This is a genomic window from Caballeronia novacaledonica (genome assembly GCF_900258035.1).
Classification (GTDB): domain Bacteria; phylum Pseudomonadota; class Gammaproteobacteria; order Burkholderiales; family Burkholderiaceae; genus Caballeronia; species Caballeronia novacaledonica.
The window spans coordinates 39,231-64,566 of the sequence record NZ_OGTP01000010.1; the positions used below are offsets into that span (position 1 = coordinate 39,231).

The following is a 25,336-nucleotide window of genomic DNA, read 5'->3' on the forward strand; positions in this document are numbered from 1 at the left end:
TCAACGTTTTGAGGAGCAACCGATGGCATCGAACGTGTATGACAAGCTGAAGGAACTCGGCATCGAACTGCCCGTCGCGGGCGCGCCCGCCGCCGCTTATGTGATGAGCGCGCAGAGCGGCAACACGGTGTATCTGTCCGGACACATCGCGAAGAAGGACGGAAAGGTGCATGCCGGCAAGCTCGGCGACAACATCACGACCGAAGAAGGCAAGGCCGCGGCGCGCAGCGTCGCCATCGACCTGATCGCGACGCTGCACGCGCACGTCGGCGATCTCAACAAGGTGAAGCGCATCGTCAAGGTGATGAGCCTCGTGAACTCGACGTTCGATTTCACCGAGCAGCACATCGTCACGAACGGCGCGTCGGAGCTGATCGCGGACGTGTTCGGCGATGCGGGCAAGCATGCGCGTTCGGCGTTCGGCGTCGCGCAGATTCCGCTCGGCGCGTGCGTCGAGATCGAGTTGATCGCGGAAGTCGCCTGAACGCGTCGCCCGTCGCTCGCAAGCGAAACCCGACGCGCCTAAGGCCGTCGGGTTTTTTTGTGTTCCGATCCAACCGGTAAATTCATGTCCCCACGCACCGTCCAGTTCAAACAGGTCGACGTCTTCACGCCGGTTCCGTTCAAGGGCAATCCGCTCGCGGTGATTTTCGACGCCGAAGGTCTCTCGACGGAACGCATGCAGGAAATCGCGCGCTGGACCAATCTGTCCGAGACGGCGTTCCTCATGCCGCCGACCGATCCGCGCGCCGACTATCGCGTACGCATTTTCACGACGGCGGTCGAACTGCCTTTCGCCGGCCATCCGACGCTCGGCAGCGCGCACGCGCTCATCGACAGCGGCTACACGCCGAAGACGCCCGGCCGGCTGGTGCAGGAATGCGGCGTCGGGCTCGTCACGCTCGCCGAGCGCGGCAACGGAGAATGGGCGTTCGCCGCGCCGCGCACGCGCATCGCGCCACTGAACGCCGCGCAGAACGAGCGCCTCGCCGCCGCGCTCTCGCCCGCGGTAATCGATTTCAGCGCGCCGCCCGCCGCCGTCGATAACGGCGTGCCCTGGCTCGTCGTGCGCGTGGAAAACGCGGCGCAGTGCCTCGCGCTTTCGTTGCACGGCGAGGCGCGCGAATCGCTGAAGTCGCTCGTCGCGGAAGTGGGCACGCACGGCATCGCGGTCTATGGACCGCACGACGCCGATGGACCCGCGACCTTCGAACTGCGCGTGATCCTGCTCGGCGCGGAGAACATCGAAGATCCGGTGACGGGCAGCGCGAATGCCGCGCTCGCGACGCTCCTCACGCAACAAAGCAAGCGGCCCAGCGCTTCGTACACCGTGCGCCAGGGCACCGCGCTCGGCCGCGCGGGCCGGGTGAGCATCGACTACGACGACGCTGCAGACGATGCACCGATCTGGATCGGCGGCGCGTCGGTAACTGTGATCGACGGCACATTCCGCATCTGAAACAATGACCTGCGCGCCGCCAGCGGGCGCGCGTATACCCCCAAGCGGCGCCCCTTTCTTAATCTCCGAGGCTTCGCTAATATCTGAACAATCGGGGATCACAACGCAAACGCGGTTTCACATCGGCGGAATACAGGCGTCGCGAAGGCGAGTCGCTCGCGCCGCAACGCAAACGTATGCTCCTGACGAAACCGGACGCCCGCCGTCTCGCTCATGCCGGGCTTCGGGCGCCGCTGCAATACACCGCTCGTCGAACGGCCGTTGCACTGCCTCTTGACGTGGATCGGGACGTGGATCGGGTCTCGGAGAAACAAGCCGCCGATCATCCGCTGCGCGCCGCGCACGGTATATTCACTCGTTTCGGCCGAACGCCTCAAAACATGCATCGCTTCATCCACCTCGCGCAGTTCGCAGCACGCCACAGGCTACGCGACCGAGCGCCGGCGAACTCGCCATGAAGCGCACGCGCTCCCACGCCCTGACCCAAACCTTATTCGGCGCGCCGTCGGCGCGGCGTCGGCGCGCGCTCCTCGCAATTCCGGTGCTCGGCACCTTCGTGCTCGTGCTGTTGTGGGCGGTGATATTCGCCCGGCTGTCAGTCGAGCGCGAAGCGACGACGCACGAATCGATGGCCTCCGCCGCCATTCTCTCGTCGGCGCTCGAGCAGCACACCATCAAGGCTATTCATCAGGTCGACCAGATCACCCGTTTCGTCAAATACGAGTACGAGAAGTCGCCCGACAACTTCGATCTGATCGCCACCGTCGAGAAAGGCGTCGTGCAGAGCGACACGCTCGTGCAGGTCTCGCTGATCGACGAATACGGCACGCTCATCGGCAACACGTCGGACCCGCATCCGAAGCCGATCGATCTCTCCGATCGCGAGCACTACAAGGTTCACGCCCACTCGAACGACGACCTGCTCTACATCAGCCGCCCGGTGCGCGGCCGCGTGTCGGGCCTGTGGACGTTGCAGTTCACGCGGCGGCTCAATCATCCGGACGGCTCGTTCGCGGGCGTCGTGGTCGTGTCGGAAGACCCTGCCTATTTCACGAGCGACTTCTACAACGTCGCGTCGATCGGGCGCGAAGGCGTGATCGCCGTCGTCTCGGACAACGGCTCCGTGCTCGCGCGCAGCACGGGCGGCAGCCTCGCCGAAAACGCCGCCGGTGCCGCCACGAAAGGCAACGCGCACAGCGGCCCGGCAGACCGTTCTCACTCCGCCTTCAGCGCGAGCGGCGTCTATCCGACGACGGAGCATGCGTCCGGCATCTACGTCGATCCGATCGATCACGTGAAGCGCATCGTGTCGTACCGGCATATCGACGGCTATCCGCTCGGCGTGCTCGTCGGCCTCTCCGAGCGCGAGGAGATGATCGACTACAACCACACGCGCAACGTCTATCTTTTGATGGCGAGCTTCATCTCGCTCGCGATGCTCGGCTTCTTCGCGGTGGCGACGGGGCTCATCGGCAAGCTGCTCGGACGCGAACGCGAGATGACGCATCTCGTCGAATACGACCTGCTGACCGGCCTGCGCAACCGCTACTCGACGCTGCGCGCGCTAAGACAGGACGTGGCGCAGCCGGAGAACATCGGGCGGCTCGCGCTGCTTTTCATCGACCTCGACAACTTCAAGACGGTCAACGACACGCTCGGCCACAACGCGGGCGACATTGTCCTGCAGATGACCGCGTCGCGGCTCGCGGAGACGGTCGGGCAAAGCGGCACGCTCTCGCGCATCGGCGGCGACGAGTTCGTGGTCGTCGTGAAGGGCGACGACGTCGAACAGCGCGCCGTCACCCTCGCCGACGACATCTCCACGATGTTCGCCACGCCCTTCGACGTGCGCGGCAGCGCGTTCGTGCTGCATGCGAGCATCGGCATTGCGCTCTTTTCGGTATCGAACGAAAGCGAGATCGATCTGCTGAAGAAGGCCGATCTCGCGATGTACAGCGCGAAGGACGCGGGCCGCAACTGCTATCAGTTCTATTCGCCGCAGTTGTCGCATCGCGCGGATCATCTGATGAAGTGGGAGCAGCAACTGCGCGTCGCGCTGACGGAGCAGCAGCTCTTTCTCGTCTATCAGCCGAAGATCGATCTTACGCGCCGCTGCATCACGGGCTTCGAGGCGCTCGTGCGCTGGAATCATCCGCAGCACGGGCTCATTCCGGCAAACGAGTTCATTCCGGTGGCGGAATCGACGGGGCTCATCGTCGCCGTCGGCGATTACGTGATCTACACCGCGTGCATGCAGCTCGCGCAATGGCAGCGCGATGGTTATCACGGCCTGTCCCTCGCCGTGAACATTTCCGCCGTGCAGTTCTGGCGCGGCGACCTGCTGGAAACCGTCGCGCGCGCGATCGAGGCGAGCGGCATTCCGCCCGACAAGCTCGAACTCGAAATCACCGAGACGGTGATGGTCGAATATCCGGAACTCGTGCAGGAGAAGATCGTCGCGTTGAAGCGGCTGGGCGTGCGCATCGCGCTCGACGACTTCGGCACCGGCTACTCGTCGCTGTCGTATCTGAACCGCTTTTCAGTCGATACGCTCAAGGTGGATCGCTCGTTCGTCCAGGCGATTCCCGAAGACCGCAGCGTATGCGTGATGGTGTCGGCGATCATCAATCTGGCGCGCTCGCTCGGGCTGACGGTGGTCGTCGAAGGCACCGAGCGGGAGGAGCAGATCACGTGGCTCGCGGCGCTCGGGCCGGTGGAAGCGCAAGGCTTCCTGTTCTCGCGGCCCGTTCCGGCGGATGGCGTGCAGGCGCTGCTCGATCGCTTCGGCGTGTGCGGGTGGCCGCGCGGACAATCGCCGCGCTCGCGCAAGGGCGAAGGATCGGAGACGCCGAGCACCGCGCTCAGCGATGAGCGCGGAGGGTGAGGCGCTCGCTGATTATCGCTGCGCGCTCGCGAGACGCGCGTTTGCAGAATCAGAACCCGCGCGACAACACCGCCGTGCCGATCGTCACGACGCCGAGCACGAGATTGATCACCACAAGTCTTCTCACGGTCCCGACCGCTCGCGCGCCGTCGGGCCAGTTCTGCGCCTGCACCGCGCGGCGGATGCGCGGAAACACGGCGAAGCGGATATGACCGTAGATCAGCATCATCACGATGCCGAGGCCGGCCATCGCGTGCAAGGGCCACGCCGCGTGACCGCCGCCGAATTCGATGAGCAGGAAACCGCCGGTCAGCAGAATCACGATCACCGAGACGCCGACCCAATTGAAGAAGCGCGCGAAGACCGACTCCCAAAGCGGCAGACGCAGTTGCGGCGTGAGATCGCCGAGCGCGGGACGCAGGCAGAAATGCGCGAAGATCATGCCGCCGATCCAAACGGCTACGCCGAGCAAATGCAGAAAAAGCGCCGCTTCGATGGCTTTGTTCATTGTGTTCCCGAGCTGACTTCGTTGTCTAAAGTTTGGGCGTTCGACTGAGACAGCGCGCATCAGTTCCGACCGGCTCGCGATAAAGCAAAAAAGAAACGCCTCGCCGCATGATCGCGGCGAGGCGTTTTCTAATGATGCCCGCATGCGCTACGGTGAAGCGAAGCCTTAGCCCTCGAACACCGGCCGCAAATCCGTCACTTTCAACGACGCATCCGGCGCACGCCCCTTCCTCGCGCGCTTGCCCAGATGCAGTTGCAACTGCGAGCCGCTCAGCTTCTCGTCCTTCGCCTTGCCGCCGCGCCCGGTGCCGGTCATCATCACGCCGCGCGCATCGAACGCGAGCGCCTGGCGCAGCGTTTCCTTCGCATCGAGGCCCATCAGAATGACGCCGCGGCCGCCGCCCGACAGCGTTTTCATCTCGTCCATGCCGAAGACGAGCAGCTTGCCCGCGCTCGACAGGCACGCGACATAAGTCGCGCCGGGAACGATCGGCATCGGCGCGAGCGGAGCCGCACCTTCGTCGATCGTCATGAACGCCTTGCCCGCCTTCTGACGGCTCACCATGTCGCCGAGCTTCGCGATGAAGCCGAAGCCGTTGCTCGACGCCAGCAGCAGCGGCTGCTCCGCGTTCGCCGCGAAATAGTGCAGCAGATGCGTGCCCGATTCGAGCTCGATCAGCGACGTCACCGGCACGCCGTCACCGCGTCCGCCCGGCAACGCCGACACCGGCACCGAGTAGACGCGCCCCTTGCTGCCCCAGGCGACCAGCGAATCCGGCGTGCGCGCCAGGAATGCCGCGTAGAGGCCATCGCCCTGCTTGAAGGTGAAGCCCGCCGGATCGAGTCCGTGGCCCTTCAGCGCGCGCACCCAGCCTTTCTGCGACACGACGACCGTCACCGGCTCGTCGACGACACGCGTCTCGAACGTCGCCCGCTTTTCCTGCTGGATGAGCGTGCGGCGATCGTCGCCGTATTGCTTCGCGTCGGCTTCGATTTCCTTGATGAGCACGCGCTTCATCGCGGCGTCGCTGTTGAGCAGTTCTTCGAGCCTGGTCTTTTCGTCGCGCAAGTCGGACAGTTCCTGCTCGATCTTGATGGCTTCCATCCGCGCCAACTGACGCAGCCGGATTTCGAGAATGTCTTCCGCCTGGCGGTCGGAGAGATTGAAGCGCGCGATCAGCGCCTGCTTCGGCTCCTCCGATTCGCGGATGATGCGGATGACTTCATCGATATTCAGGAAGACGATCATTCGCCCTTCGAGAATATGGATGCGGTCGTTGACCTTGTTAAGGCGATGCTGCGTGCGCCGCGTCACCGTCACGAAGCGGAAGCCGATCCACTCGTGCAGGATCTCGACGATGCCCTTCTGACGCGGCCGGCCGTCGCCGCCGATCATCACGAGGTTGATCGTCGCGTTCGATTCGAGGCTCGTATGCGCGAGCAGCGAATGGACGAACTCGGTCTGATCGATGCGGCTCGACTTCGGCTCGAACACGAGACGCACCGGTGCGTCCTTGCCGGACTCGTCGCGCACGGCGTCGAGCAGGCCGAGCAAGGTCTGCTTGGTCTGGACCTGCTCGGGCGTGAGCGTCTTCTTGCCGAGCTTGATCTTCGGGTTGGTGAGTTCCTCGATTTCCTCGAGCACCTTCTGGCTCGACACGCCCGGCGGCAATTCCGTGATGACGACCTGCCACTGGCCGCGCGCGAGCTCTTCGATCTTCCAGCGCGCGCGCACCTTCAGACTGCCGCGGCCGGTCTCGTAAGCCGTCGAGATTTCCGCGGGCGACGAGATGATCTGCCCGCCGCCGGGGAAATCGGGTCCGGGCAGTTTCTCCATCAACCCCGCGTGGCCGATCTTCGGATCGCGGATCATCGCGACGGCGGCTTGCGCGACTTCGCGCAGATTGTGCGACGGGATTTCCGTCGCGAGTCCCACCGCGATGCCCGATGCGCCGTTCAGCAACAGAAACGGCAGGCCCGCGGGCAGCAGCTTCGGCTCTTCGAACGAGCCGTCGTAGTTCGGCATGAAATCGACCGTGCCCTGATCGATTTCATCGAGCAGCAAGCGCGCGATCGGCGTGAGGCGCGCTTCCGTGTATCGCATGGCCGCCGCGCCGTCGCCGTCGCGCGAGCCGAAGTTGCCCTGACCGTCGATGAGCGGATAGCGCATCGAAAAGTCCTGCGCGAGACGCACGAGCGCGTCGTACGCCGATTGATCGCCGTGCGGATGATACTTGCCCAGCACGTCGCCGACCACGCGCGCCGACTTCACCGGCTTCGCGCCGGACGCGAGGCCCATCTCGCTCATTGCAAAGAGGATGCGGCGCTGCACGGGCTTTTGGCCGTCGCAGACATCGGGCAGCGCGCGGCCCTTCACCACGCTCACCGCGTAGTCGAGATAGGCGCGCTCGGCGTAATCGCCGAGCGTCAGTTGTTCGCCGTCCGGTGCGGTCTGTTCGGCGAAGAGATCGTCTGTGATTCCCATCGAATATCCGTTGTGCGTTGCTTGAGTCGACTCAGATGTCCGCTTCGACTTCGTTGCCCTTTTCTTCGAGCCAGCTTCGACGCGATGCCGCTTCGCCCTTGCCCATGAGCATCGTCATGCGCGACACGGTGAGATCGAAGCCGAGATCGCCGAGGCCGACCGGCAGGAGACGGCGCGTGTCGGGGTTCATCGTCGTGTCCCAGAGCTGTTCCGCGCTCATTTCGCCAAGACCCTTGAAGCGGCTGATGGTCCATGCGGTTTCCCGCACGCCGTCCTTGCGCAGCTTGTCGAGGATGGCTTCGAGCTCGCCCTCGTCGAGCGCGTAGAGCTTCTGCGCGGGCTTCTTGCCGCGCGCGGGCGCGTCGACGCGAAAGAGCGGCGGACGCGCGACGCACACGTGGCCGCGCTCGATCAGTTGCGGGAAATGCTTGAAGAAGAGCGTGAGCAGCAGCACCTGAATGTGCGCGCCGTCGACGTCCGCGTCCGACAGGATGCAGATCTTGCCGTAGCGCAGATTCGACAGATCGATCTGATCGTCGGGCCCGTGCGGATCGACGCCGATCGCCACCGCGATGTCATGCACTTCGTTGTTCGCGAAGAGCCGGTCGCGTTCCGTTTCCCACGTGTTCAGCACTTTGCCGCGCAACGGGAGAATCGCCTGAAACTCCTTGTCGCGGCCCATCTTCGCGGAGCCGCCCGCCGAGTCGCCCTCGACGAGGAAGAGCTCGTTGCGCGCGATGTCCGTCGATTCGCAATCGGTGAGCTTGCCGGGCAGCACGGCGACGCCCGAACTCTTCTTCTTCTCGATCTTCTGGCCGGCGCGCGTGCGGGCCTGCGCCTGACGGATCACGAGTTCCGCGAGCTTCTTGCCGTATTCGACGTGCTGATTCAGCCACAACTCCAGCGCGGGACGCGAGAACGACGACACGAGCTTCACCGCGTCGCGGCTATTGAGACGTTCCTTGATCTGCCCTTGGAATTGCGGATCGAGCACCTTCGCCGACAGCACGAACGACACGCGCGCGAACACGTCTTCCGCGAGCAGCTTCACGCCCTTCGGCTGCAGATTGTGGATCTCGACGAAGTTCTTCACCGCCTGAAACAAGCCGTCGCGCAGGCCGGATTCGTGCGTGCCGCCCGCCGGCGTGGGAATGAGGTTCACATACGATTCGCGCAAGAGCGGCCCTTCCTCGCTCCACGCGACGACCCACGACGCGCCCTCGCCTTCCGCGAAGGTTTCCTCGGTGTTCTTCGAGCTTTCCGCATAGCGCTCGCCTTCGAGGAGAGGAATCAGCAGGTCGCTGCCGCCCATGCCTTCGAGCAGATAGCCGCGCAAGCCGTCTTCGTACTTCCACGTCTGACGCTCGCCCGTCTTCTCGATGACGAGCACCACTTCGACGCCCGGCAGCAGCACGGCCTTCGAGCGCAAGAGACGCTGCAATTCGCCGATCGGCAGATTCGCCGAATCGAAGTACTTCGGATTGGGCCATGCGCGCACGCGTGTGCCGGTTTTCTTGGCGCCGCGCTCGGCGGCGCGCGTTGCGAGTTCCTCGATGACGTCGCCGTTGGAAAACGCGAGTTGCGCGACCTTGTTGTCGCGCCAGACCGTGACTTCGAGGCGCGTCGCGAGCGCGTTCGTCACCGAGACGCCGACGCCGTGCAGACCGCCCGAGAACGTATAGGCGCCGCCCGCCGCTTTATCGAACTTGCCGCCCGCATGCAGCCGCGTGAACACGATCTCGACGACCGGCACGCCCTCTTCCGGATGCAGGCCGAACGGAATGCCGCGGCCATCGTCCTCGACGGACACGGAGTTGTCATTGTGCAGCGTGACCGTGATTTGCTTGCCGTAGCCGCCGAGCGCTTCGTCGGACGCGTTGTCGATCACTTCCTGAATGATGTGCAGCGGATTCTCGGTCCGCGTGTACATGCCGGGCCGCTGCTTGACCGGCTCCAGGCCCTTGAGCACCTTGATCGATGCTTCGCTGTAGCCGGCTGCCTTGGCGTTCATGACGAGGCGTTTGCCTCGTTCGGCGCCTGCCGCCATTGCGCTGGATTTTTTCGTGGACATAGTTGAACGTTGATCCGGCTCTCGAGCGTACGCGCGGGAAATGCCACAACGTGACGCCCGATCTGCCGGCAAATGCCTGATGTTGTGCCTGGCCGGATGCCTGTGCGCGAGGCGGAAAACCGCCCGCCGATCCGAGCCGCGCTAGGAGAATAGCGGTTTTCGCCCGCCGCGCCCACCTCGGAACGATAAAACGCGCTGCGCTCGCGTTCACGCGTTCGACACACGCACGGCCCGCGCGCGCCCTTACTTGCGCTTCGCTTCCAGCTCTTCCCAGCGCTCGAGCGCGACGAGCAATTCCTCTTCGATCGCCGCGTGACGCTCCGACAGACGCGCGCCTTCCTTCGCGTCCTTCGCGAAGATCGAGCCGTCTTCGAGCTGCGCGCCGATCGTCTTCTGCTCGTTCTCCAGTTCGGCGATACGTCCCGGCAGCGCTTCCAGTTCGCGCTGTTCCTTGAACGAAAGCTTCACCGTGCGCTGCGCGTTGCGGCCCGCCGCGCTTTCCTTCGGCGCGTCGTCCTTCGGCGCTTCTTTCGCGGTCTGACGCGCCGCTTCTTCCGCGATACGCTCCGAACGTTCGCGCTGAATCTGCCAGTCGGAGAAGCCGCCGACATACTCGCGCCACAACCCACCGCCCTCCGCGGCGAACACCGACGTCACGACGTTGTCGAGAAACGCGCGGTCGTGGCTCACGAGCAACACGGTGCCGTCGTAATCCGCGAGCAGTTCTTCGAGCAGTTCGAGCGTGGGAATGTCGAGGTCGTTGGTCGGCTCGTCGAGCACGAGCACGTTCGCGGGCCGTGCGAACAGCCGCGCGAGCAGCAGGCGATTGCGCTCGCCGCCCGACAGCGACCGCACCGGCGAACGCGCGCGTTCCGGCGCGAACAGGAAGTCGCCGAGATAGCTCATCACGTGCTTCTTCACGCCGTTCACTTCGACCCATTCGCTGCCGGGGCTGATGGTGTCGGCGAGCGATTTGTCGAGATCGAGTTGCGCGCGCATCTGATCGAAATACGCGACCTGAATGTTGGTGCCGATGCGCACGCGGCCTTCGTCGGGCTGCAGTTCGCCGAGCATGAGTTTCAGCAAGGTGGTCTTGCCCGCGCCGTTCGGACCGACGAGACCGATCTTGTCGCCGCGCATCACGGTGGCCGTGAAGCGGTCGACGATCGTGCGCGCGCCGTAGCGCTTCGTCACGTCGGTCAGTTCGGCGACGATCTTGCCGGACTTCTCGCCCTGCCCGACATCGAGCCTGACATTGCCTTGCACGTTGCGGCGCTCGGCGCGCTCGTTGCGCATTTCGACGAGCCGCGCGATACGTCCGACGCTGCGCGTGCGCCGCGCCTCGACGCCTTTGCGAATCCACACTTCTTCTTGCGCGAGCAGTTTGTCGAACTTCTCCTGCTCGATTTTTTCGACTTCGAGTTGCTGCGCCTTGCGCGTCTGATAGGCGCTGAAGTTGCCCGGATACGACAGCAGGCGCCCGCGATCCAGCTCGACGATGCGCGTTGCCACGCGATCGAGAAACGCGCGATCGTGCGTGATGAAAAGCAGGCCCGTGCGCAACGTGACGAGCAATTCTTCCAGCCAGCGAATGCCGTCGAAGTCGAGATGGTTGGTCGGCTCGTCGAGCAAAAGCACGTCGGGCTGAACGACGAGCGCGCGCGCCAGCGCCACGCGCTTTTTCATGCCGCCGGACAGGTCGCCCGCGCGCGCGTCGCCGTCGAGGCCGATCTGCGCGAGCGTCGTCGCGACGCGTGTGCGCCAGTTCCACGCATCGCGCATGTCGAGCGCCGATTGCAGCGCGTTCATGCGCGCGAGCAGCGTGTCGTGTTGCGCGCCTTCGGGCGTGTCGGCGAGCGCGTGCGCGACGGCGTCGTACTCGTCGAGCAATGCGCGCGCGTCGGTGAGACCCGAGGCGACGACGTCGAACACGGAGGCGTCGAGATCGAACTCGGGCTCCTGCGGCACGTAGACGGTCGTAAGCTCGCTCTGACGCGTGACGAGGCCGTCATCGGGCGCGGCGAGCCCCGCGACGATCTTGAGGAGCGACGACTTGCCCGCGCCGTTGCGGCCGATCAGCCCGACACGCTCGCCCGCTTCGAGCGAGAAGTCGGCGTGGTCGAGCAATGCGACGTGGCCGAACGCGAGCTGCGCGTCCGAAATGGAATAAAGCGACATGGGGAAAACCGGATGAATGGCGAAGAACCGGCGACGAACACGACAGCCGATGGAAGCGGCCATTGTACCGGGCGCCGCGCACGCCGACGCACGGCGCACGCGGCTTAGGCCGAAAGGATGAGGCATGCGGCCCCGAAATACGAAAAAGCCGCCCGGATTCGCTCCGCAGCGGCTTTCCTTCGTCTCGCGCCGAAAAGGGCGTTACTTCACGTGCACCTTGATCGTCTGGCTCATTTCCGGCCCGTAGGAACGGTGCGCGCCGTCGCCGAACTGCATCGTCAGCGTGTGATCGCCGGGCGGCAGCTTCACATCGGCTTCGGTCTGGCCCTTGCCGAAGTGCAGCGACGTGTCGTTCGCCGGAATCACGTCGCCTTTGGGCAGCGGCTTGCCGTCGATCAGCAGATGGTGATGGCCGGTGCCGTCGGTCATCGTGCCCGCCGGCGCGACCGACATGCCGTCTACGCCGAACCTCACGTGCACGGGGCTCGTGACGGTCGCGCCATCCTTCGGTTCGATGAAATAGACGCGCGCCTGCGCATGCGCCGCGCCGGCGTATTGCGTGAGTAGGATCGCGCCCGTCAGCATCGCACCCAAGACCTTTTTGTTCATCGCTTTCTCCAAGTTGTGAAACCGGTCGCTGGCGCGAGAGCGGCGCCGGAGACCCAAAAAGCATACACCGGGCTTTCGGATCGGCGTAATCGGGACCATTGCGGGCGGCGCGACGCGTTTTCCGGTTCACCGGGACGATCGCGCCGATTCCTGTAAGATGCCGGGTCGCCGCGCCGCGCGTCGTCTTCGAGCGCACGCGGTCCGTTTATTTCTTTCGAATCAAGAGTCTGTCGTGAGCGAAGTCATCGAATTCAAGAGCTGGGTCTGCCTGATTTGCGGCTGGATCTACAACGAGGCAGAAGGTCTGCCGGACGAAGGCGTTCCCGCCGGCACCCGTTTCGACGATATCCCCGCCGACTGGCGCTGCCCGCTGTGCGACGTGGGCAAGGCCGATTTCGTCGTCGTCGAGTTCTGAAGCGGGCTGCCGCTTCTCAGGCGGCAGCATCGTTGCATTTCACCGCGCCACCGCGATCAACTCGCGGCTCGTTTCATCCACCGGCGCGCGATTCCAGTCTCCATACCAGTCGATGCGCGCGAATCCCGCATCGGCCAGCAGGCGCGCGAGTTCGTCGAGCGTGCGAAAGCGCAACTCGCTCGCGGCGCTCGATGTCTCCTCCGGCGTCGACAGGAAGCGGTAATGCGTCGTGAATGCGGCGCGGCCTGATGTTAGCGGATCGGGTTGCGCGTGCCGCTCCTGCCACACTTCCACCGTGCATCCGTCGGGCGCGTCAATGCGTCTCGACGAGCGCTCGCGCGTCCAGTTTTCCCACGCCCGCGCCGCCGGATGACGGCTTTCGAACGCGATCGCGCCGCCCGGCCGGATTGCGCGGCGTGCGGCTTTGAGCGTCGCGAGGAACGCGGCATCGTCGAGAAACACTTGCGCGACGTGGCCTGTCATCACGAGCAGATCCGCCGCGCCGACGAACGGCAGCGCGGCCGCGTCGCCTTCGATCCACGTCACGTTCCCGCATTCGCGACGCGCTCGCGCGATACGCAGCATTTCCGCCGACGGATCGATGCCCGTCACACGATGCCCGCGCTTCGCGAGTTCGCAGGCGAAGAGGCCCGTGCCGCAGCCCAGATCGACGACATGTCCCGCCGATTCGGCCAGCGCGAGATAAAACGCGGTATCGGACGCGAACGGATTGAGGACGTCGTATAGCGCGACGAGGCGCGGATCGTCGTAGAGCATCAGCGGCTCTGGTACGCGAGCGCGTCGCGCATCGGCTGGCTGCCGATCATGATCGGGCCGGTGAACGGCGTATCGAGATCGAGGATCACGAGCACCGCCGAGGCGATCGACAGCGCGCCGAGCATGATCGTCACGAGCGAAAGCGCGTTGCGCGGCGCGATCAGCCCGAAGCACAGAAAGATGATGAGCAGCCAGCCGACCAGAATCCGGTCGAACGGATACGAAATCGATCCGTGCGCCTCCTCCACCAGCTTCCAGCGCAGCGCGATGACTTGCTCGAAGCGCGCGGCGGCTTCGGCGGCAAGCTGGCGATGATAGTCGTCGTACGGACGGAGCATCCGCACATCGCGCTGCGCCTTACTCAAGATCGCGCCGAGCGTGTTGCTCGCGAGGCTTTCGTTGTTCGTCGACGGCTCGACGTCCGGATATTTGCCGGGCGGGCGCGGCTCGTTGGGCCACGTGCTCGCGACCGCCGCCGCCGTGTACGAGCGCAGGAGTTCGCGCGCGTGATCGAGATCGGCGCCGTAATCGCGCATGGCGCGATCGAGTTCGATGATCGAGGTCGCGTAGCTGCGCATGTCGCTGTTCGTGGTGTCGAAGATCGTTTTCGCCGATGCGGTCAGAAGACCGAGCACGAGCGCCGCGAACGTGACCAGCATGCCGACGAGCAACTGGACCAGTTGCACCGTCTCCTGCGCCTTGTGCTCTTCGGGCAGGAGCGGCCGCACGATCGCGCCCAGGCCCGTGCTGGAGAGCAGAAGAATGAAGACGAGCACCGCGGACTGGATTTCCGTCATGAGCGCGCGAGCCGTGATGGCGTGACCGGAGTGGTCGCATTATCGGCGGGAAAGGGTTCGCGGTACAACGGCGACGGAGGCAGAAAGAAGAACGCCGCGAACGCGGCATGTGGGATTCTGGTCCCCCCGGCAGGAATCGAACCTGCATCTAGCGCTTAGGAGGCACTCGTTCTATCCATTGAACTACGGGGAGCGGACCGCGCGTGGCCGACAGCACAGCCAGGCGAGCGCAGAGTATAGCAAACGCTGTCGTGCGCCGCGTATCGTAAAAATCGTCGAAACCTAGGGTTTGCACCTATCAAGTTCCGCTCAATCGCGCCGCCATCGGAGTAATGGACCCATTACCCGACATCAAGCCGCAGGGCGCGTTCTCGGCGTTGCTGGCAGATCAGGACCTGACGCACCTCGAACTGGTGCTGCGTCGCTCATTGGCGTGCGATCTCGGCGGACCGTTGCTGCCGCCTTCGTACTGGCGCGAGCGGCTTGCATCCATCATGCGTCAGTCACATCTCTCTCACACGCAGATTCAGACCGTGCATCGGCTGTATCTGCATATCGACGCGTTCGAGGCGGCCGGGCGTGCCCGCGATGAAGAACTCAGACGCGAACGCGAGCAGGCGGCCGCCGCCGCAAGAGCGCAGAGCGCCTGAACGTCTTCACGCCGTCTGACGCGCGCGCTGCTGCTGTTGCGCGTGCGCCGCGAGCCGCACCGCCGCGTTGGCCGCGCCGTAGCCGTCGTAGCCGCCGCGCCGCTCGATCACTTCGAGGAAGAAGCGCTGGTCGAGCTGCTCCGTGTAGGCGTGAAAGAACTCGCCGCCGCGCTCGTCGCGGTCGTAGAGGATGTTGTGCTCGCGCATCGCGTCGATTTGCTCGTCGGGCAGGCCGAAGCGCGCGACGAGGTCGTCGTAGTAGTTGCCCGGAATACGCAGAAATTTGACGCCATCGGCTTCGAGGCGCGGAATCGCGTCGAAGATATCCGGCGTGCTGAACGCGACGTGATTCAGGCCCGAGCCGCGATACGTCGATAGCGACTCCGACACCGCCGTGTACCGGTCGACCGACGCGTTCAGCGCGATGCGCACCGAGCCGTCGCGGCTTCGCACCGCGCGGCTGCGCACGAGGCCGTACGGATCGGGCACGAGCACGGCGGGCTCGGTCTCGAAGCCGAACGCGCTGCGGAAGAAGAGCACCCACGTGTCGAGCGCGTCGGCGGGCAGCGACAGGCACACGTGATCGATGCGCGAGAGCGGCCCTACTTCGTACGGTCCGTCGATATCGGTCAGGTTGAAGTCGGACTCCCACAGCGTCGGGCCGCCGGGCGCTTCGTCGACGAAATAGTCGAGACTGCCGTCCGGCGACTGCACGCCCGGCACCACGCGCTCGTTCGGACCGACTTGCCCGGAGAACGGCGCCGAGCCATACGCGGCGGCGCGCTCGAACGCCTGCTTCGCGTCATCGACATGAAACGCCGACGCGCACAGCGACAAACCGTGCTTCTGGAAAAACGCGCTCGCGAACGAATCGGCTTCGGCGTTGAGCACGATCGACCCCGCGCCATGCCGGTACAACGCGACATCCTTCGAGCGATGCTTGCCCGCGAGCCTGAAACCGAGCCGGCCGAGCCATTGCGCGAGCTGCTCGCGCGTGGTGTCGTCGACGGCGAATTCGAGGAACTGAAAGCCGATGTGCTCCGGCGGCGCGGGCGGATTGAAAAGCTCGGGCGGCGCATCGTCGCCCATCAGTTCGCGCGTCTGCTCTTCGAGGAAACGCAGCGACCGGTGGCCATCCGCCGCCGTGATCGCGGTCGGCGCGGCGCGAAAGCCATCGTTGAAAATTTCGAGCGACAGCGGGCCCTTGTAGCCCGCTTCGAGCACGCGCGCGGTGAAACCCGCGACATCGAACGCGCCCTGCCCCGGAAAGCAGCGATAGTGACGGCTCCATTCGAGCACGTCCATGGCGAGCACGGGCGCGTCGGCGATCTGCACGAACGCGATGCGATCGCCCGGAATCGACGCGATCTCTTCCACCGAATCGCGGATCGACAGCGTGTGGAACGTATCGAGCGCGAGACCGAGATTCGGATGATTCACCGCGTCGACGAGCTTCCACGCGTGCTTGTACGAATTCACGTAGCGGCCCCACGCGAGCGCCTCGTACGCGACGATCACGCCCGCCTCCGCGGCGATCTTGGCGAGCACGCCGAGCTGATCGACGAGCAGCGCGTCGTCACGGATCGTGTCGGGCGACACGTTGCTGCACACCAGTATGCGGTCCGTGCCGAGCTCGTGCATGAGTTGGAACTTGCGCTTCGCGCGCTCGACATTCTTCGCGAGCCGCTCGGGACTCACGCCGTCGAAATCGCGGAACGGCTGGAACAGATAGATTTCGAGGCCGAGGTCCGCGCACATGCGGCGCACGTCGGCGGGCGTGCCGTCGAAATACAGCAGATCGTTCTCGAAGATCTCGACGCCGTCGAAGCCGGCCGCCTTGATGGCGCGCAGCTTCTCGGGAAGCGTGCCGCTGATGGATACCGTCGCGATGGAAGTCCGGATTGAACGCAGCATCGCTGCCTCCTCGTTGCGATTCACTGAATGCGGGATGGATCGAGCGGTGCCTTCCAGTGTAGGACGTCCGCATGACGGACGCGCGCAATCCATGTCATTCTGCGAGATAATAACAAACTAACTAGACCGTACAAATTAGTGAAAACACGAACCGACAAGGCGCGCGCGTGCGTTCACACTGCGGTCTAGTCAATTCCGCACTGCAGCATGCAGTGCTCATCCATGCCGGAGCGCTCGCATGACTCACAAGACTTCGTATCTCATCGGCCTGATCGGTTCCGGCATCGCCGGCTCGCTCACGCCCGCCATGCACGAAAAGGAAGGCGGCAATCTGGGGCTCAACTATGTGTATCGGCGCATCGATCTTCAGGCGTTGTCGCTGGAGCCGTCCGCCCTGCCCGATCTGCTCGACGCCGCCGAACGCATGGGCTACGACGGCCTGAACATCACGTATCCGTGCAAGCAAAGCGTGATCCCGTTGCTCGACGATCTCGACCCCGACGCCCGCGCGCTCGGCGCCGTGAACACGGTGGTGCTGAAGGACGGCAAGCGTATCGGTTACAACACGGACGGCTCGGGCTTCGCGCGCGCGTTCCAGCGCGGTCTGCCCGGCGCGCCGCTCGAACGCGTGGTGCAGCTCGGCGCGGGCGGCGCGGGCGCGGCCGTCGCGCATGCGGCGCTCTCGATCGGCGCGCGCGAACTCACGCTCTTCGATTCCGACGCCACGCGCGCCGCGTCGCTCGCCGCCGAACTCGCGGCGCGCTTTCCGGATCGCGTCGTGAAAAGCGGTGGCGATCTGCGCAAAACGCTGGCCAGCGCGAGCGGCCTCATCCACGCGACGCCGACCGGCATGGCGAAGCTGCCCGGCCTGCCGCTGCCGGCGGAGTATCTGCACAAGGAATTGTGGGTCGCGGAGATCGTCTATTTCCCGCTCGAAACCGAACTGCTGAAAGCGGCGAAGGCGCTCGGCTGCCGCACGGTGAGCGGCGGCGGCATGGCGGTGTGTCAGGCGGTCGATGCGCTGCGCATCTTCACCGGCCGCGAGCCGGATGCGGAACGCATGTTCGCGCATTTCCAGACTTTGCTGGAACGTTGAAACTTCGCGAGAGCGTCGCCGTTTTGCGCCGTGCGCGAAGAAACGTTTAGCTGTCGCGCCGCATGTAGCGCGACACTGCATCGACGATCATCTCGCGATGACGCGCCCGCGAGCGCGCGCCCGACGGATCGCGCCCGAAGGCCGCGCCCCACGTATGCCGGTTCGCGACACGGTGAAAGCAGAACGAGCTGATCATCAGATGCAGGTCGATCGGATCGACGTCGTCGCGAAACTTGCCCGCCTCGACACCGCGCGCGATGAGATCTTCGATGGTTTTCACGACCGTCGAATTGCGCGTCTTGAAGGTTTTCGATAGTTCGATGTACTTCGCGCCGTGAATGTTTTCGATCGTCACGAGACGCACGAAATCGCGATGCTTGTCGTGATAGTCGAACGTGAACCCGATGAATTCGCGCAGCGCTTCCTCCGGCTCCATTTCCGCGAGCTGCAATTCCTGTTCGAGCGCGCGGATATCGCTGTAGACCTGCTCCAATACCGCTTCGTACAAGCCTTCCTTGCTGCCGAAGTAGTAGTACAGCATGCGCTTCGTGGTGTTGGTGCGCTCCGCGATGGCGTCGACGCGCGCGCCTGCGAGGCCCATCGCCGAGAACTCCTGCGTGGCGATGTCGAGAATGTTCCGCTTGGTCTCCTCAGGGTCGTACTTGCGCCGCCCTTGCTCCGTGGTCGACGAGGGCGCAGCAGTAGCGGCCTTGCTTCCTTTCTTCATTTTTCTGTCTGAGAACGGCGTTGAAAATCGATTCTAGCACGCGCTTTCGGCGCATCCTCGCCATACCAGGCGTTCGATTCAGAGGGCTTCACCTATAATTTTTCCACCCCGCCGACAAATCGAAAATCACATGCGCACGAAGCGTTCGCTCTCCCTCGTTCCCTCCATTCTGGGCGTATGGTGTCTCTGCGCGACGGCGCAGACCGCGCTGCCGCCCGGCCATCCGTCGTCGCGGCAACTGATGGCCGCCGAAAGCGTGATGACGAGCGCCAACATCGCGCGCGGCGCGGCGGATGTCTGTCATATCGATGCCGCGAAGGTCGCGCGCTTCAGGGAGGTCGTGCGCACGAGCTATCCCGACGCGCCCGATTTCGACGGCGAATGGAAGCTCGGTCTCGCGCAGGCGCAACCGACCGTCGATCGCTTCGAGAAGCTGAAGACGAGCAATCCGGCGGAGTATCGGAAGGAAATCGGCGAAGCGTGCCCGGCGCTCAATCGCGGCATCGACGAAGTCACGCAGCAGTAATCAGGCGCTCTTGCCGTCGTAGTGCGCGCGCTTTTCCGCGTACATCGCGGCGTCGGCGCGTTGCAGCATCGGTTCGAGCCGCTCGCCGTCGTGCGCGGTCGCCGCGCCCATCGCGAACGAAAGCGGATTGCCCGAGTAGAACTGGTTGTTCACTTCGAGCAACTGGCGAATGCTGTCGATCACCGCTTCGCCGCCGCGTTCGTCGGTGCCGGGCAAGAGCACCATGAACTCGTCGCCGCCGATACGCGCCGCGTGGAACGGCCGCTCCACCGCCTTGCCGAGCACTTCGCCCGCGCGGCGCAACAGCGCGTCGCCGGCGGCGTGCCCGAGTTGATCGTTGACGGCCTTCAGGCCATTCACATCGACCGCGATCGCCGTCACCGGGAACGGGCCCTTGCGTTCGAGGCGATTGATTTCGTCGATATAGAACGAGCGATTCTTGAGCTTCGTGAGCACGTCGTGCTTGCCGAGGAATTCCAGATACGCCTCGGCTTTCTTGCGCGCGGTGATGTCGGTGAGCGCGACGAGCACGAGATCCCAGCGCGCCTCGTGCCCCGGGAACACCGAGAATTGCAGATGCACATGCACCTCGTTGCCATCGAGCGAATAATTGAGCACTTCGCGCTGATGGAAGAGCTTGCCGTCCCACAGATCGATCAACTGTTCCTGGAAGTGCTGCTGCATGTCGTCGCGAAAGACATCGGGCAGGCGCGCGAGCAGCGTCGCCTTGTCGGGCGCGGCGAACATCCGCAGCGTGTGCTGGTTCACGTCGAGCACGTGAATCTCCTGCATGCAGCGCTCGACGAACTCCGGATGAACATTCGTGAACGTGCGAAAGTCGACGATGCCGCGCTCGCGCACATCGTCCAGCAGCGCCTTCACGGAACTGAAGTCTTCCACCCACAGCGACACCGGCGAATGCGCGAACAGCCCGCGCGCATAGAGCTCGCTCGCGGCGGCCGTGCGGCGCATCGCTTCGAGTTCGGTGATGTCCTCGATCGTGACGAGCACGCGCGTCCATGTGTCCTCGTGGCCCGGCAGCACGACCGCCTTGAGCAGCACGTCGAGGCGCTTGCCGTCGAGCGTGTAGTTGACCGTCTGACTCACGAAGCGCGACTTGCCGGACCAAAGCTGCTCCAGTTCGTCGATGTGCGTGACGAGCATGTCGTCGCGAAACACGCGATCGAGGTTCTGCACGAGATGATCGGCGTCCTTCGCGTGGAACAGAGAGAGCGTGCGCCGATTGACCTTCACGACCCGGATGCGCGACGAGCATTCCGCGATGCGTTCGGGATTCTCCGTGAGAAACGCCCGCAGATCGGTGACGCCCGCCGCGCGCCAGCGCTCGAACTGCTCGCGCACGGCGCTGAAGTCTTCGAGCCAGAGCGAGACCGGCGCGAGGTCGAACATGTCGGCATCGTCCTCCGGCAGGCTTGCCGGCGTGAATTGACCGGCAGCGCGGCGCGGGTCGTTTGGCATGGTCATCCTTTCGGCTCGCGCCGGCTCAAAATGGGTCCGTGGTCGATGCCCGAATTCATCTCATTATTGTAGCGTGCGTCATTTTGCTCAGCCGGATCGCCCGTTTGCGCTCATGCCGCATAACGGGGGCGGATGCTACACTCGATTGGCCATGCCCTCGTTGCGGGCGCGTCCCGCATCCCACCTCGGGCACGTTTGCTGCAAGCGCAGCCATTTACATCGCTATAAGAAGGAGGCACGACTCTCATGGCTGATTTCCGCATCTGGTCCGACGAATTTCCGGCGAACGGCTTCATGACGCGCGCACAGGAATTCGACCAGCAAGCCTTCGGCGGCGCGGGCGAGAACATTTCCCCGGCGCTGCAATGGGAAGATCCGCCCGCCGATACCCGCAGTCTCGCGCTCACCGTCTACGATCCCGACGCGCCCACCGGCAGCGGCTTCTGGCACTGGATCGTCGTCAACATTCCGGCCGACGTGCGCTCGCTGCCGCGCAACGCCGGCAAGGCCGACGGCAGTCTGCTGCCGCAAGGCGCGCTGCAAATGCGCAACGACTACGGCACGGTCGGCTTCGGCGGCGCGGCGCCGCCGCGCGGCGACAAGCCGCATCGCTATCTCTTCCGCATTCACGCGCTTTCCGCCGAGAGCCTGCCGCTCGACGGCAACGTGACCAACGCGGTGGCGCGCTTCATGACCCATCTCAACGAAATCGATTCCGCGACCTACACCGGACTCTACGAATTGAAGTAAGCGCGGACGAGGCGCGGACCGTCCGGCCGCGCCTCCCACAAGCTGTTTGAAAACGGCGCGTCATACAATGCGCCGCTCGCCACTGCCCGCCCATCGATGGATTCCGAACAAGGTCTGCCGCTGCCCCAGCGATACTGGGCCATTGCCGTCGTCGCGCTGGGCATCACGCTCGCGGTGCTCGACGGCGCCATCGCCAATGTCGCGCTGCCGACCATCGCGCGCAATCTGAACGCCTCGCCCTCCGCTTCCGTCTGGGTCGTCAACGCGTATCAGCTCACCATCACCATCTCGCTCCTGCCGCTCGCCTCGCTCGGCGATCGCATCAGCTACCGGCGCGTGTACATGGCGGGACTCGCGCTCTTCACGGTGTCGTCGTTCGCGTGCGCGCTGTCCGGCTCGCTCGTCACGCTTACCCTCGCGCGCGTCGTGCAGGGCTTCGGCGCGGCGGGCATCATGAGCGTGAACACGGCGCTCGTGCGCATCATCTATCCGCAGGATCAGCTCGGGCGCGGCGTGTCCATCAACGCGACGGTCGTGGCCATTTCGTCGGTGATCGGTCCGACGATCGCCTCGGGCGTGCTCTCGGTCGCGAACTGGCCGTGGCTCTTCGCGATCAACGTGCCGATCGGCGTCGTGGCGTTCGCGATCGGCTGGAAGTCGATGCCGCGCACGCCGGGACATCGGCAGCCTTACGACTACATCAGCGCAATCATGAACGCGCTGTTCTTCGGTCTCGCGATCGTCGCGGTCGATGGCTTCGGACATGGCGAGCATCGTCCGTATCTCGTCGGTGAAATCATCGCGACGGCGGTCATCGGCTATTTCTTCGTGAAGCGGCAACTGACGCAAAGCGCGCCGCTTCTGCCCGTCGATCTGTTGCGCATTCCGGTGTTCGCGCTGTCGGTCGGCGCTTCGGTGTGTTCGTTCTGCGCGCAGATGCTCGCGTTCGTTTCGCTGCCGTTCCTGCTGCAAAACAGTTTCGGCATGAGCCAGGTCGAAACCGGCTTTCTGATGACGCCTTGGCCGCTCGTCATCGTGTTCGTCGCGCCGCTCGCGGGCGTGCTCGCGGATCGCTATTCCGCGGGACTGCTCGGCGGCATCGGGCTTGCGATCCTGTCCGTCGGGCTCGTGCTGCTCGCGAGCGTCGGCGCGCATCCCGGCGCGCTCGACATCGCGTGGCGGATGGCGGTGTGCGGGCTCGGCTTCGGGCTTTTTCAGTCGCCCAACAATCGTCAGATGCTCGCGTCCGCGCCGCGTCATCGCAGCGGCGGCGCGAGCGGCATGCTCGGCACCGCGCGCCTCACGGGGCAAACGCTGGGCGCCGCGCTCGTCGCGCTGATCTTCGGCGTCGCGCCGAAGCAAGGCGCCGTGATCGCCATCGCGGTCGCGGCGGTGTTCGCGGCGGCCGCCGCCGTCGTCAGCGCGCTGCGACTCACGGGCAAGCGCAGCGTCGAGCCCGCCTGACCCGCGCTCTGGGCATAGCCTTTGCTGAAGTCTCGGACAAGTGTTCCGCGCATGCGGGATCGTTCGAAAACAGCAACAAAGGAGTGGGTTCATGGCGATTTCCCTCAACGGTTGCAAGGTCGCGATTCTCGCCGTCGACGGCTTCGAGCAGGCCGAGCTCGTCGAGCCGCAACGCGCGCTGAAGGAAGCGGGCGCGCAAGTGGATGTCGTATCGCAGAAGCCCGGTCAGATTCAGGGTTTCAGGCACGTGGACAAGGGCGACAAGGTGAATGTCGATGTGACTTTCGACGCCGCCAACGCCGCCGATTACGACGCGCTCGTGTTGCCCGGCGGCGTCGTGAACGGCGACGCGATCCGTCTCGACGCGAAGGCGCAAAGCTTCGTGAAGGAAGCCGATCAGGCGAAGAAGCCGATCGCGGTGATCTGCCACGGCGGCTGGCTGCCGATATCGGCGGGCATCGTCGCGGGCCGCACGATGACGAGCTGGCCGAGCCTGCAGGACGACGTTCGCAACGCGGGCGGCACGTGGGTCGATCAGGAGGTGCAGATCGACGGCAATCTCATCACGAGCCGCAAGCCCGACGATCTGCCCGCCTTCAACCAGGCGCTGATCGAAGCGCTCGGCAAGGCGCGCGCCGCGTGATGATTCGCACCGGAGCCAGGCCTATGCCGAGATTGCTCATCTCCCTCACCCTTTCGTTCGCCGCCGCCTTTGCGCCGGTTGTGCAAGCGCAAACCGAAGGCGCGGCGAGCGCCACGCCAAGCGCGAGGCTCTCGCCGGGCGATCAGCAGTTCCTTCAGGACGCCGGCGAGGCGGGCGCGACCGAAATCGCGGCGAGCAAACTCGCGCTGACGCACGCAAGCGACCGGCAGGTGCGGGAATTCGCACAGCGAATGATCGTCGATCACACGAAACTCGCGCGCAATCTGGACGTGCTCGCGAAACGCCACGGCATCACCGCGCCGCCGGCGGCGGATACGTCGGTGATCGGCAGCCTGCAAAATCTCCAGGGCGCGGAGTTCGACAAGGCCTATATTGAAAAGGTAGCGGTGGACGGGCATCGGAAGGCCGTTGCGCTCTTCGAAAAAGAGAGCGAAAGCGGCAACGACACCGCCCTGAAAGCGGCGGCGGCCAAGGCGTTGCCGGTTATCAGCCATCACGACGAGATGGCGCAGCAACTCGCAAAGACGAAGGCGGCGTCATGAACATTGCGACCGTCGCCGCAAGCGCAGCCGCGCCCCGATCCGCTTGCCGTCCCGCTTATGAGGACTCGACCATGCACATCACGTTTGCAGACGAAGCCCCCGTTTTCGACGGCGACGATCTCGCCATTCACTTCGCCGCGCTCATCGACGGCGAGCCGGTCGTGTGTTCGATCACCGCCGAAGCGCTCGAGGATCATTTCGGCGCGAAATCGCCGCGCGAGGACGATCTGCTCGACGCCTACACGCGCGGCACGGCGCGCATTCGCGCGGTATGCGCCGAAGTGCTCGACGACAACGGCGGCCAGCCCGCCGTGCTGAGAAGCGGATTGTTCCGCGTCGCCGGCATGGAGCCGGACTGAATCTATAGAACGCGACGCGGCTCACATCACCCAAGCCAACAAGGAGGGAACATGTCATTGATCATTGCGGGCCGATTTCAGACCTTTCCCGCGGCCGAAACAGCAGCCCAGAAGCTCTTCGCACGCGGCTTCGTGGAAGAAGACGTGACGCTCTTCTTCGTCAATCCGAGCGGCCAGCACGCGCGCTATCCGGTCGGCGGCGATGTCGGCACCGACGCGGGCGCGCGCGCCGCGCCCAAAGGCGCCGGCAAGGGCGTGACGATCGGCGCGGTCGTCGGCGCGGTGGTGGGCGCGGCGATATTCGCGGTGTTCCATGCGCCGCTGCTCGTCTCGGTGATCGCGGCGGGTGTCGGCGCGTACGTGGGATCGCTCGCCGGGGCGATGTCGCATACGAAGAAGCCGCAGGACGCCTTGCACGCCGAGGAACCCGCGCGTCATGCGGGCGTGCTCGTCGCCGTGCACGTATCGCCGGAATCGCAGGATCAGGCCGCATCCGCGCTGCGCGAGGCGGGCGGCATGGATATCGAGCGGGCGTCCGGACGTTGGAAACAAGGCCGCTGGAGCGATTTCGATCCGCTGCAGCCGCCGCATCCGCTGGGCGAATTCGCGCATACGCGCGCCTGATTGCTCCCGTGTGCCGATGAAAACGCCCGCTTCGTGCGGGCGTTCGTCTTTCCGGACGTGTCAGACCCAGGGCGTGCGCATCCGATTTGCCGGCATGGTCGCGCGAAGCCGGCATCCGGCAGGCAGCACGCGCGCCTTGCCTGCGCTCGCGGCAGGCGCTTCACAGAGGCGCCCGAACTCCGCATGGGATGCCTGCGCGGACTGCCTCTCGGTGACGTGCTGACGGATGGGCAAAGTCAGCGCGGAAGCCGCGATCGCCACGACTATCAAAAACTCGCGATGCGCGAGCCGATTGAACAATTTCACTGCGTTCTCCTGTTGCCGTGACAGGCGCGTCTCGAATCGGATGCGCGCTGTAA

General features: G+C 64.8%; 25 protein-coding genes and 1 tRNA gene. 13 read left to right on the forward strand and 13 right to left on the reverse strand.

Features of this window, described 5'->3' with window-relative positions:
- Window positions 1-22 precede the first annotated feature (22 nt).
- A complete protein-coding gene (locus tag NOV72_RS16010; protein WP_106855582.1) occupies window positions 23-484 on the forward strand; it encodes a RidA family protein in 462 nt (153 codons plus the stop codon).
- 84 nt (window positions 485-568) lie between these two features.
- Window positions 569-1,459 carry a PhzF family phenazine biosynthesis protein gene (locus tag NOV72_RS16015; RefSeq protein ID WP_106855583.1) on the forward strand — a complete coding sequence of 297 codons (891 nt, stop codon included), beginning with the start codon at window positions 569-571 and terminating at the stop codon, window positions 1,457-1,459.
- Between the two features lie 98 nt (window positions 1,460-1,557).
- Here the strand turns inward: NOV72_RS16015 and NOV72_RS16020 are convergent, their stop codons facing one another.
- Complete coding sequence (locus NOV72_RS16020; protein ID WP_106855584.1) at window positions 1,558-1,881, reverse strand: hypothetical protein; 324 nt, start codon at window positions 1,879-1,881, stop codon at window positions 1,558-1,560.
- Window positions 1,882-1,913: 32 nt separating this feature from the next.
- On the opposite strand from NOV72_RS16020, the gene NOV72_RS16025 reads away from it, so the two are divergent.
- Window positions 1,914-4,343 (forward strand): putative bifunctional diguanylate cyclase/phosphodiesterase, encoded by a 2,430-nt coding sequence (locus NOV72_RS16025; RefSeq protein ID WP_106855585.1) that lies wholly within the window; start codon window positions 1,914-1,916, stop codon window positions 4,341-4,343.
- Between the two features lie 49 nt (window positions 4,344-4,392).
- Here the strand turns inward: NOV72_RS16025 and NOV72_RS16030 are convergent, their stop codons facing one another.
- The 5 genes from NOV72_RS16030 to NOV72_RS16050 all read right to left on the reverse strand — a co-directional run bounded on the left by NOV72_RS16030 (window position 4,393) and on the right by NOV72_RS16050 (window position 12,193).
- A complete protein-coding gene (locus NOV72_RS16030) occupies window positions 4,393-4,851 on the reverse strand; it encodes a CopD family protein (RefSeq protein WP_106855586.1) in 459 nt (152 codons plus the stop codon).
- Between the two features lie 165 nt (window positions 4,852-5,016).
- Window positions 5,017-7,335, reverse strand: coding sequence for a DNA topoisomerase IV subunit A (gene parC, locus NOV72_RS16035; RefSeq protein WP_106855587.1), 2,319 nt, complete (start codon window positions 7,333-7,335; stop codon window positions 5,017-5,019).
- Between the two features lie 31 nt (window positions 7,336-7,366).
- Window positions 7,367-9,346: a DNA topoisomerase IV subunit B gene (locus NOV72_RS16040; protein ID WP_106855733.1), complete on the reverse strand. Its 1,980-nt coding sequence runs from the start codon at window positions 9,344-9,346 to the stop codon at window positions 7,367-7,369.
- Between the two features lie 303 nt (window positions 9,347-9,649).
- A complete protein-coding gene (locus NOV72_RS16045) occupies window positions 9,650-11,584 on the reverse strand; it encodes an ATP-binding cassette domain-containing protein (protein WP_106855588.1) in 1,935 nt (644 codons plus the stop codon).
- A 201-nt stretch (window positions 11,585-11,785) separates the two neighbouring features.
- Window positions 11,786-12,193, reverse strand: a complete 408-nt coding sequence (locus NOV72_RS16050; protein WP_106855589.1) for a DUF4399 domain-containing protein — start codon at window positions 12,191-12,193, stop codon at window positions 11,786-11,788.
- 232 nt (window positions 12,194-12,425) lie between these two features.
- Here NOV72_RS16050 and NOV72_RS16055 point away from each other — a divergent pair, with 232 nt between their 5' ends.
- Window positions 12,426-12,608, forward strand: a complete 183-nt coding sequence (locus NOV72_RS16055; protein WP_106855590.1) for a rubredoxin — start codon at window positions 12,426-12,428, stop codon at window positions 12,606-12,608.
- 39 nt (window positions 12,609-12,647) lie between these two features.
- Here NOV72_RS16055 and NOV72_RS16060 read toward each other — a convergent pair whose 3' ends face one another.
- The 3 genes from NOV72_RS16060 to NOV72_RS16070 form a co-directional block, all read right to left on the reverse strand.
- The gene (locus NOV72_RS16060; RefSeq protein WP_106855591.1) at window positions 12,648-13,385 is read right to left on the reverse strand and encodes a class I SAM-dependent methyltransferase; all 738 of its coding nucleotides are present in this window, start codon (window positions 13,383-13,385) and stop codon (window positions 12,648-12,650) included.
- On the reverse strand, window positions 13,385-14,182 hold the full coding sequence (locus NOV72_RS16065; protein WP_106855592.1) for a bestrophin-like domain: 798 nt from the start codon (window positions 14,180-14,182) through the stop codon (window positions 13,385-13,387). The genes NOV72_RS16060 and NOV72_RS16065 overlap by 1 nt, the downstream gene beginning before the upstream one ends.
- A 118-nt stretch (window positions 14,183-14,300) precedes the next feature.
- Window positions 14,301-14,375: transfer RNA gene (locus tag NOV72_RS16070), tRNA-Arg, on the reverse strand.
- Between the two features lie 139 nt (window positions 14,376-14,514).
- On the opposite strand from NOV72_RS16070, the gene NOV72_RS16075 reads away from it, so the two are divergent.
- Window positions 14,515-14,832 (forward strand): hypothetical protein, encoded by a 318-nt coding sequence (locus NOV72_RS16075; RefSeq protein ID WP_106855593.1) that lies wholly within the window; start codon window positions 14,515-14,517, stop codon window positions 14,830-14,832.
- Between the two features lie 6 nt (window positions 14,833-14,838).
- Here the strand turns inward: NOV72_RS16075 and NOV72_RS16080 are convergent, their stop codons facing one another.
- Window positions 14,839-16,734 carry a bifunctional sugar phosphate isomerase/epimerase/4-hydroxyphenylpyruvate dioxygenase family protein gene (locus NOV72_RS16080; protein WP_106855734.1) on the reverse strand — a complete coding sequence of 632 codons (1,896 nt, stop codon included), beginning with the start codon at window positions 16,732-16,734 and terminating at the stop codon, window positions 14,839-14,841.
- A 250-nt stretch (window positions 16,735-16,984) separates the two neighbouring features.
- Between NOV72_RS16080 and NOV72_RS16085 the strand changes: the two genes are divergently transcribed.
- A complete protein-coding gene (locus tag NOV72_RS16085; protein ID WP_106855594.1) occupies window positions 16,985-17,842 on the forward strand; it encodes a shikimate dehydrogenase in 858 nt (285 codons plus the stop codon).
- Window positions 17,843-17,888: 46 nt separating this feature from the next.
- On the opposite strand, the gene NOV72_RS16090 is transcribed toward NOV72_RS16085, so the two are convergent.
- Window positions 17,889-18,569, reverse strand: a complete 681-nt coding sequence (locus NOV72_RS16090) for a TetR/AcrR family transcriptional regulator (RefSeq protein ID WP_106855595.1) — start codon at window positions 18,567-18,569, stop codon at window positions 17,889-17,891.
- A gap of 130 nt (window positions 18,570-18,699) precedes the next feature.
- On the opposite strand from NOV72_RS16090, the gene NOV72_RS16095 reads away from it, so the two are divergent.
- On the forward strand, window positions 18,700-19,095 hold the full coding sequence (locus NOV72_RS16095) for a hypothetical protein (protein ID WP_245933065.1): 396 nt from the start codon (window positions 18,700-18,702) through the stop codon (window positions 19,093-19,095).
- Here NOV72_RS16095 and NOV72_RS16100 read toward each other — a convergent pair whose 3' ends face one another.
- A complete protein-coding gene (locus tag NOV72_RS16100; RefSeq protein WP_106855736.1) occupies window positions 19,096-20,574 on the reverse strand; it encodes a sensor domain-containing diguanylate cyclase in 1,479 nt (492 codons plus the stop codon).
- Window positions 20,575-20,820: 246 nt separating this feature from the next.
- Between NOV72_RS16100 and NOV72_RS16105 the strand changes: the two genes are divergently transcribed.
- The 6 genes from NOV72_RS16105 to NOV72_RS16130 all read left to right on the forward strand — a co-directional run bounded on the left by NOV72_RS16105 (window position 20,821) and on the right by NOV72_RS16130 (window position 24,977).
- Window positions 20,821-21,324 carry a YbhB/YbcL family Raf kinase inhibitor-like protein gene (locus NOV72_RS16105; protein ID WP_106855596.1) on the forward strand — a complete coding sequence of 168 codons (504 nt, stop codon included), beginning with the start codon at window positions 20,821-20,823 and terminating at the stop codon, window positions 21,322-21,324.
- Between the two features lie 96 nt (window positions 21,325-21,420).
- Window positions 21,421-22,788 (forward strand): MFS transporter, encoded by a 1,368-nt coding sequence (locus NOV72_RS16110; RefSeq protein WP_106855597.1) that lies wholly within the window; start codon window positions 21,421-21,423, stop codon window positions 22,786-22,788.
- 91 nt (window positions 22,789-22,879) lie between these two features.
- Window positions 22,880-23,431 (forward strand): type 1 glutamine amidotransferase domain-containing protein, encoded by a 552-nt coding sequence (locus NOV72_RS16115; RefSeq protein ID WP_106855598.1) that lies wholly within the window; start codon window positions 22,880-22,882, stop codon window positions 23,429-23,431.
- A 23-nt stretch (window positions 23,432-23,454) separates the two neighbouring features.
- On the forward strand, window positions 23,455-23,994 hold the full coding sequence (locus tag NOV72_RS16120; RefSeq protein WP_245933066.1) for a DUF4142 domain-containing protein: 540 nt from the start codon (window positions 23,455-23,457) through the stop codon (window positions 23,992-23,994).
- A complete protein-coding gene (locus NOV72_RS16125; RefSeq protein WP_342753404.1) occupies window positions 23,991-24,353 on the forward strand; it encodes a DUF1488 family protein in 363 nt (120 codons plus the stop codon). The genes NOV72_RS16120 and NOV72_RS16125 overlap by 4 nt, the downstream gene beginning before the upstream one ends.
- A 51-nt stretch (window positions 24,354-24,404) precedes the next feature.
- Window positions 24,405-24,977: a glycine zipper domain-containing protein gene (locus NOV72_RS16130; RefSeq protein WP_106855601.1), complete on the forward strand. Its 573-nt coding sequence runs from the start codon at window positions 24,405-24,407 to the stop codon at window positions 24,975-24,977.
- Between the two features lie 60 nt (window positions 24,978-25,037).
- On the opposite strand, the gene NOV72_RS16135 is transcribed toward NOV72_RS16130, so the two are convergent.
- Window positions 25,038-25,283, reverse strand: coding sequence for a hypothetical protein (locus tag NOV72_RS16135; RefSeq protein WP_106855602.1), 246 nt, complete (start codon window positions 25,281-25,283; stop codon window positions 25,038-25,040).
- Between the last annotated feature and the right edge of the window lie 53 nt (window positions 25,284-25,336).

What these genes read in the sequence shown, in the direction of transcription:
- NOV72_RS16105 (WP_106855596.1), top strand. Translation starts at nt 20,821, where the DNA reads ATGGCTGATTTCCGCATCTGGTCCGACGAATTTCCGGCGAACGGCTTC.
- NOV72_RS16100 (WP_106855736.1), bottom strand. Translation starts at nt 20,574, where the DNA reads ATGCCAAACGACCCGCGCCGCGCTGCCGGTCAATTCACGCCGGCAAGC.
- NOV72_RS16030 (WP_106855586.1), bottom strand. Translation starts at nt 4,851, where the DNA reads ATGAACAAAGCCATCGAAGCGGCGCTTTTTCTGCATTTGCTCGGCGTA.
- NOV72_RS16075 (WP_106855593.1), top strand. Translation starts at nt 14,515, where the DNA reads ATGGACCCATTACCCGACATCAAGCCGCAGGGCGCGTTCTCGGCGTTG.
- NOV72_RS16120 (WP_245933066.1), top strand. Translation starts at nt 23,455, where the DNA reads ATGCCGAGATTGCTCATCTCCCTCACCCTTTCGTTCGCCGCCGCCTTT.
- NOV72_RS16010 (WP_106855582.1), top strand. Translation starts at nt 23, where the DNA reads ATGGCATCGAACGTGTATGACAAGCTGAAGGAACTCGGCATCGAACTG.
- NOV72_RS16130 (WP_106855601.1), top strand. Translation starts at nt 24,405, where the DNA reads ATGTCATTGATCATTGCGGGCCGATTTCAGACCTTTCCCGCGGCCGAA.
- NOV72_RS16085 (WP_106855594.1), top strand. Translation starts at nt 16,985, where the DNA reads ATGACTCACAAGACTTCGTATCTCATCGGCCTGATCGGTTCCGGCATC.
- NOV72_RS16115 (WP_106855598.1), top strand. Translation starts at nt 22,880, where the DNA reads ATGGCGATTTCCCTCAACGGTTGCAAGGTCGCGATTCTCGCCGTCGAC.
- NOV72_RS16095 (WP_245933065.1), top strand. Translation starts at nt 18,700, where the DNA reads ATGCGCACGAAGCGTTCGCTCTCCCTCGTTCCCTCCATTCTGGGCGTA.
- NOV72_RS16125 (WP_342753404.1), top strand. Translation starts at nt 23,991, where the DNA reads ATGAACATTGCGACCGTCGCCGCAAGCGCAGCCGCGCCCCGATCCGCT.
- NOV72_RS16110 (WP_106855597.1), top strand. Translation starts at nt 21,421, where the DNA reads ATGGATTCCGAACAAGGTCTGCCGCTGCCCCAGCGATACTGGGCCATT.
- NOV72_RS16040 (WP_106855733.1), bottom strand. Translation starts at nt 9,346, where the DNA reads ATGAACGCCAAGGCAGCCGGCTACAGCGAAGCATCGATCAAGGTGCTC.
- NOV72_RS16045 (WP_106855588.1), bottom strand. Translation starts at nt 11,584, where the DNA reads ATGTCGCTTTATTCCATTTCGGACGCGCAGCTCGCGTTCGGCCACGTC.
- NOV72_RS16065 (WP_106855592.1), bottom strand. Translation starts at nt 14,182, where the DNA reads ATGACGGAAATCCAGTCCGCGGTGCTCGTCTTCATTCTTCTGCTCTCC.
- parC (WP_106855587.1), bottom strand. Translation starts at nt 7,335, where the DNA reads ATGGGAATCACAGACGATCTCTTCGCCGAACAGACCGCACCGGACGGC.
- NOV72_RS16050 (WP_106855589.1), bottom strand. Translation starts at nt 12,193, where the DNA reads ATGAACAAAAAGGTCTTGGGTGCGATGCTGACGGGCGCGATCCTACTC.
- NOV72_RS16060 (WP_106855591.1), bottom strand. Translation starts at nt 13,385, where the DNA reads ATGCTCTACGACGATCCGCGCCTCGTCGCGCTATACGACGTCCTCAAT.
- NOV72_RS16015 (WP_106855583.1), top strand. Translation starts at nt 569, where the DNA reads ATGTCCCCACGCACCGTCCAGTTCAAACAGGTCGACGTCTTCACGCCG.
- NOV72_RS16090 (WP_106855595.1), bottom strand. Translation starts at nt 18,569, where the DNA reads ATGAAGAAAGGAAGCAAGGCCGCTACTGCTGCGCCCTCGTCGACCACG.
- NOV72_RS16025 (WP_106855585.1), top strand. Translation starts at nt 1,914, where the DNA reads ATGAAGCGCACGCGCTCCCACGCCCTGACCCAAACCTTATTCGGCGCG.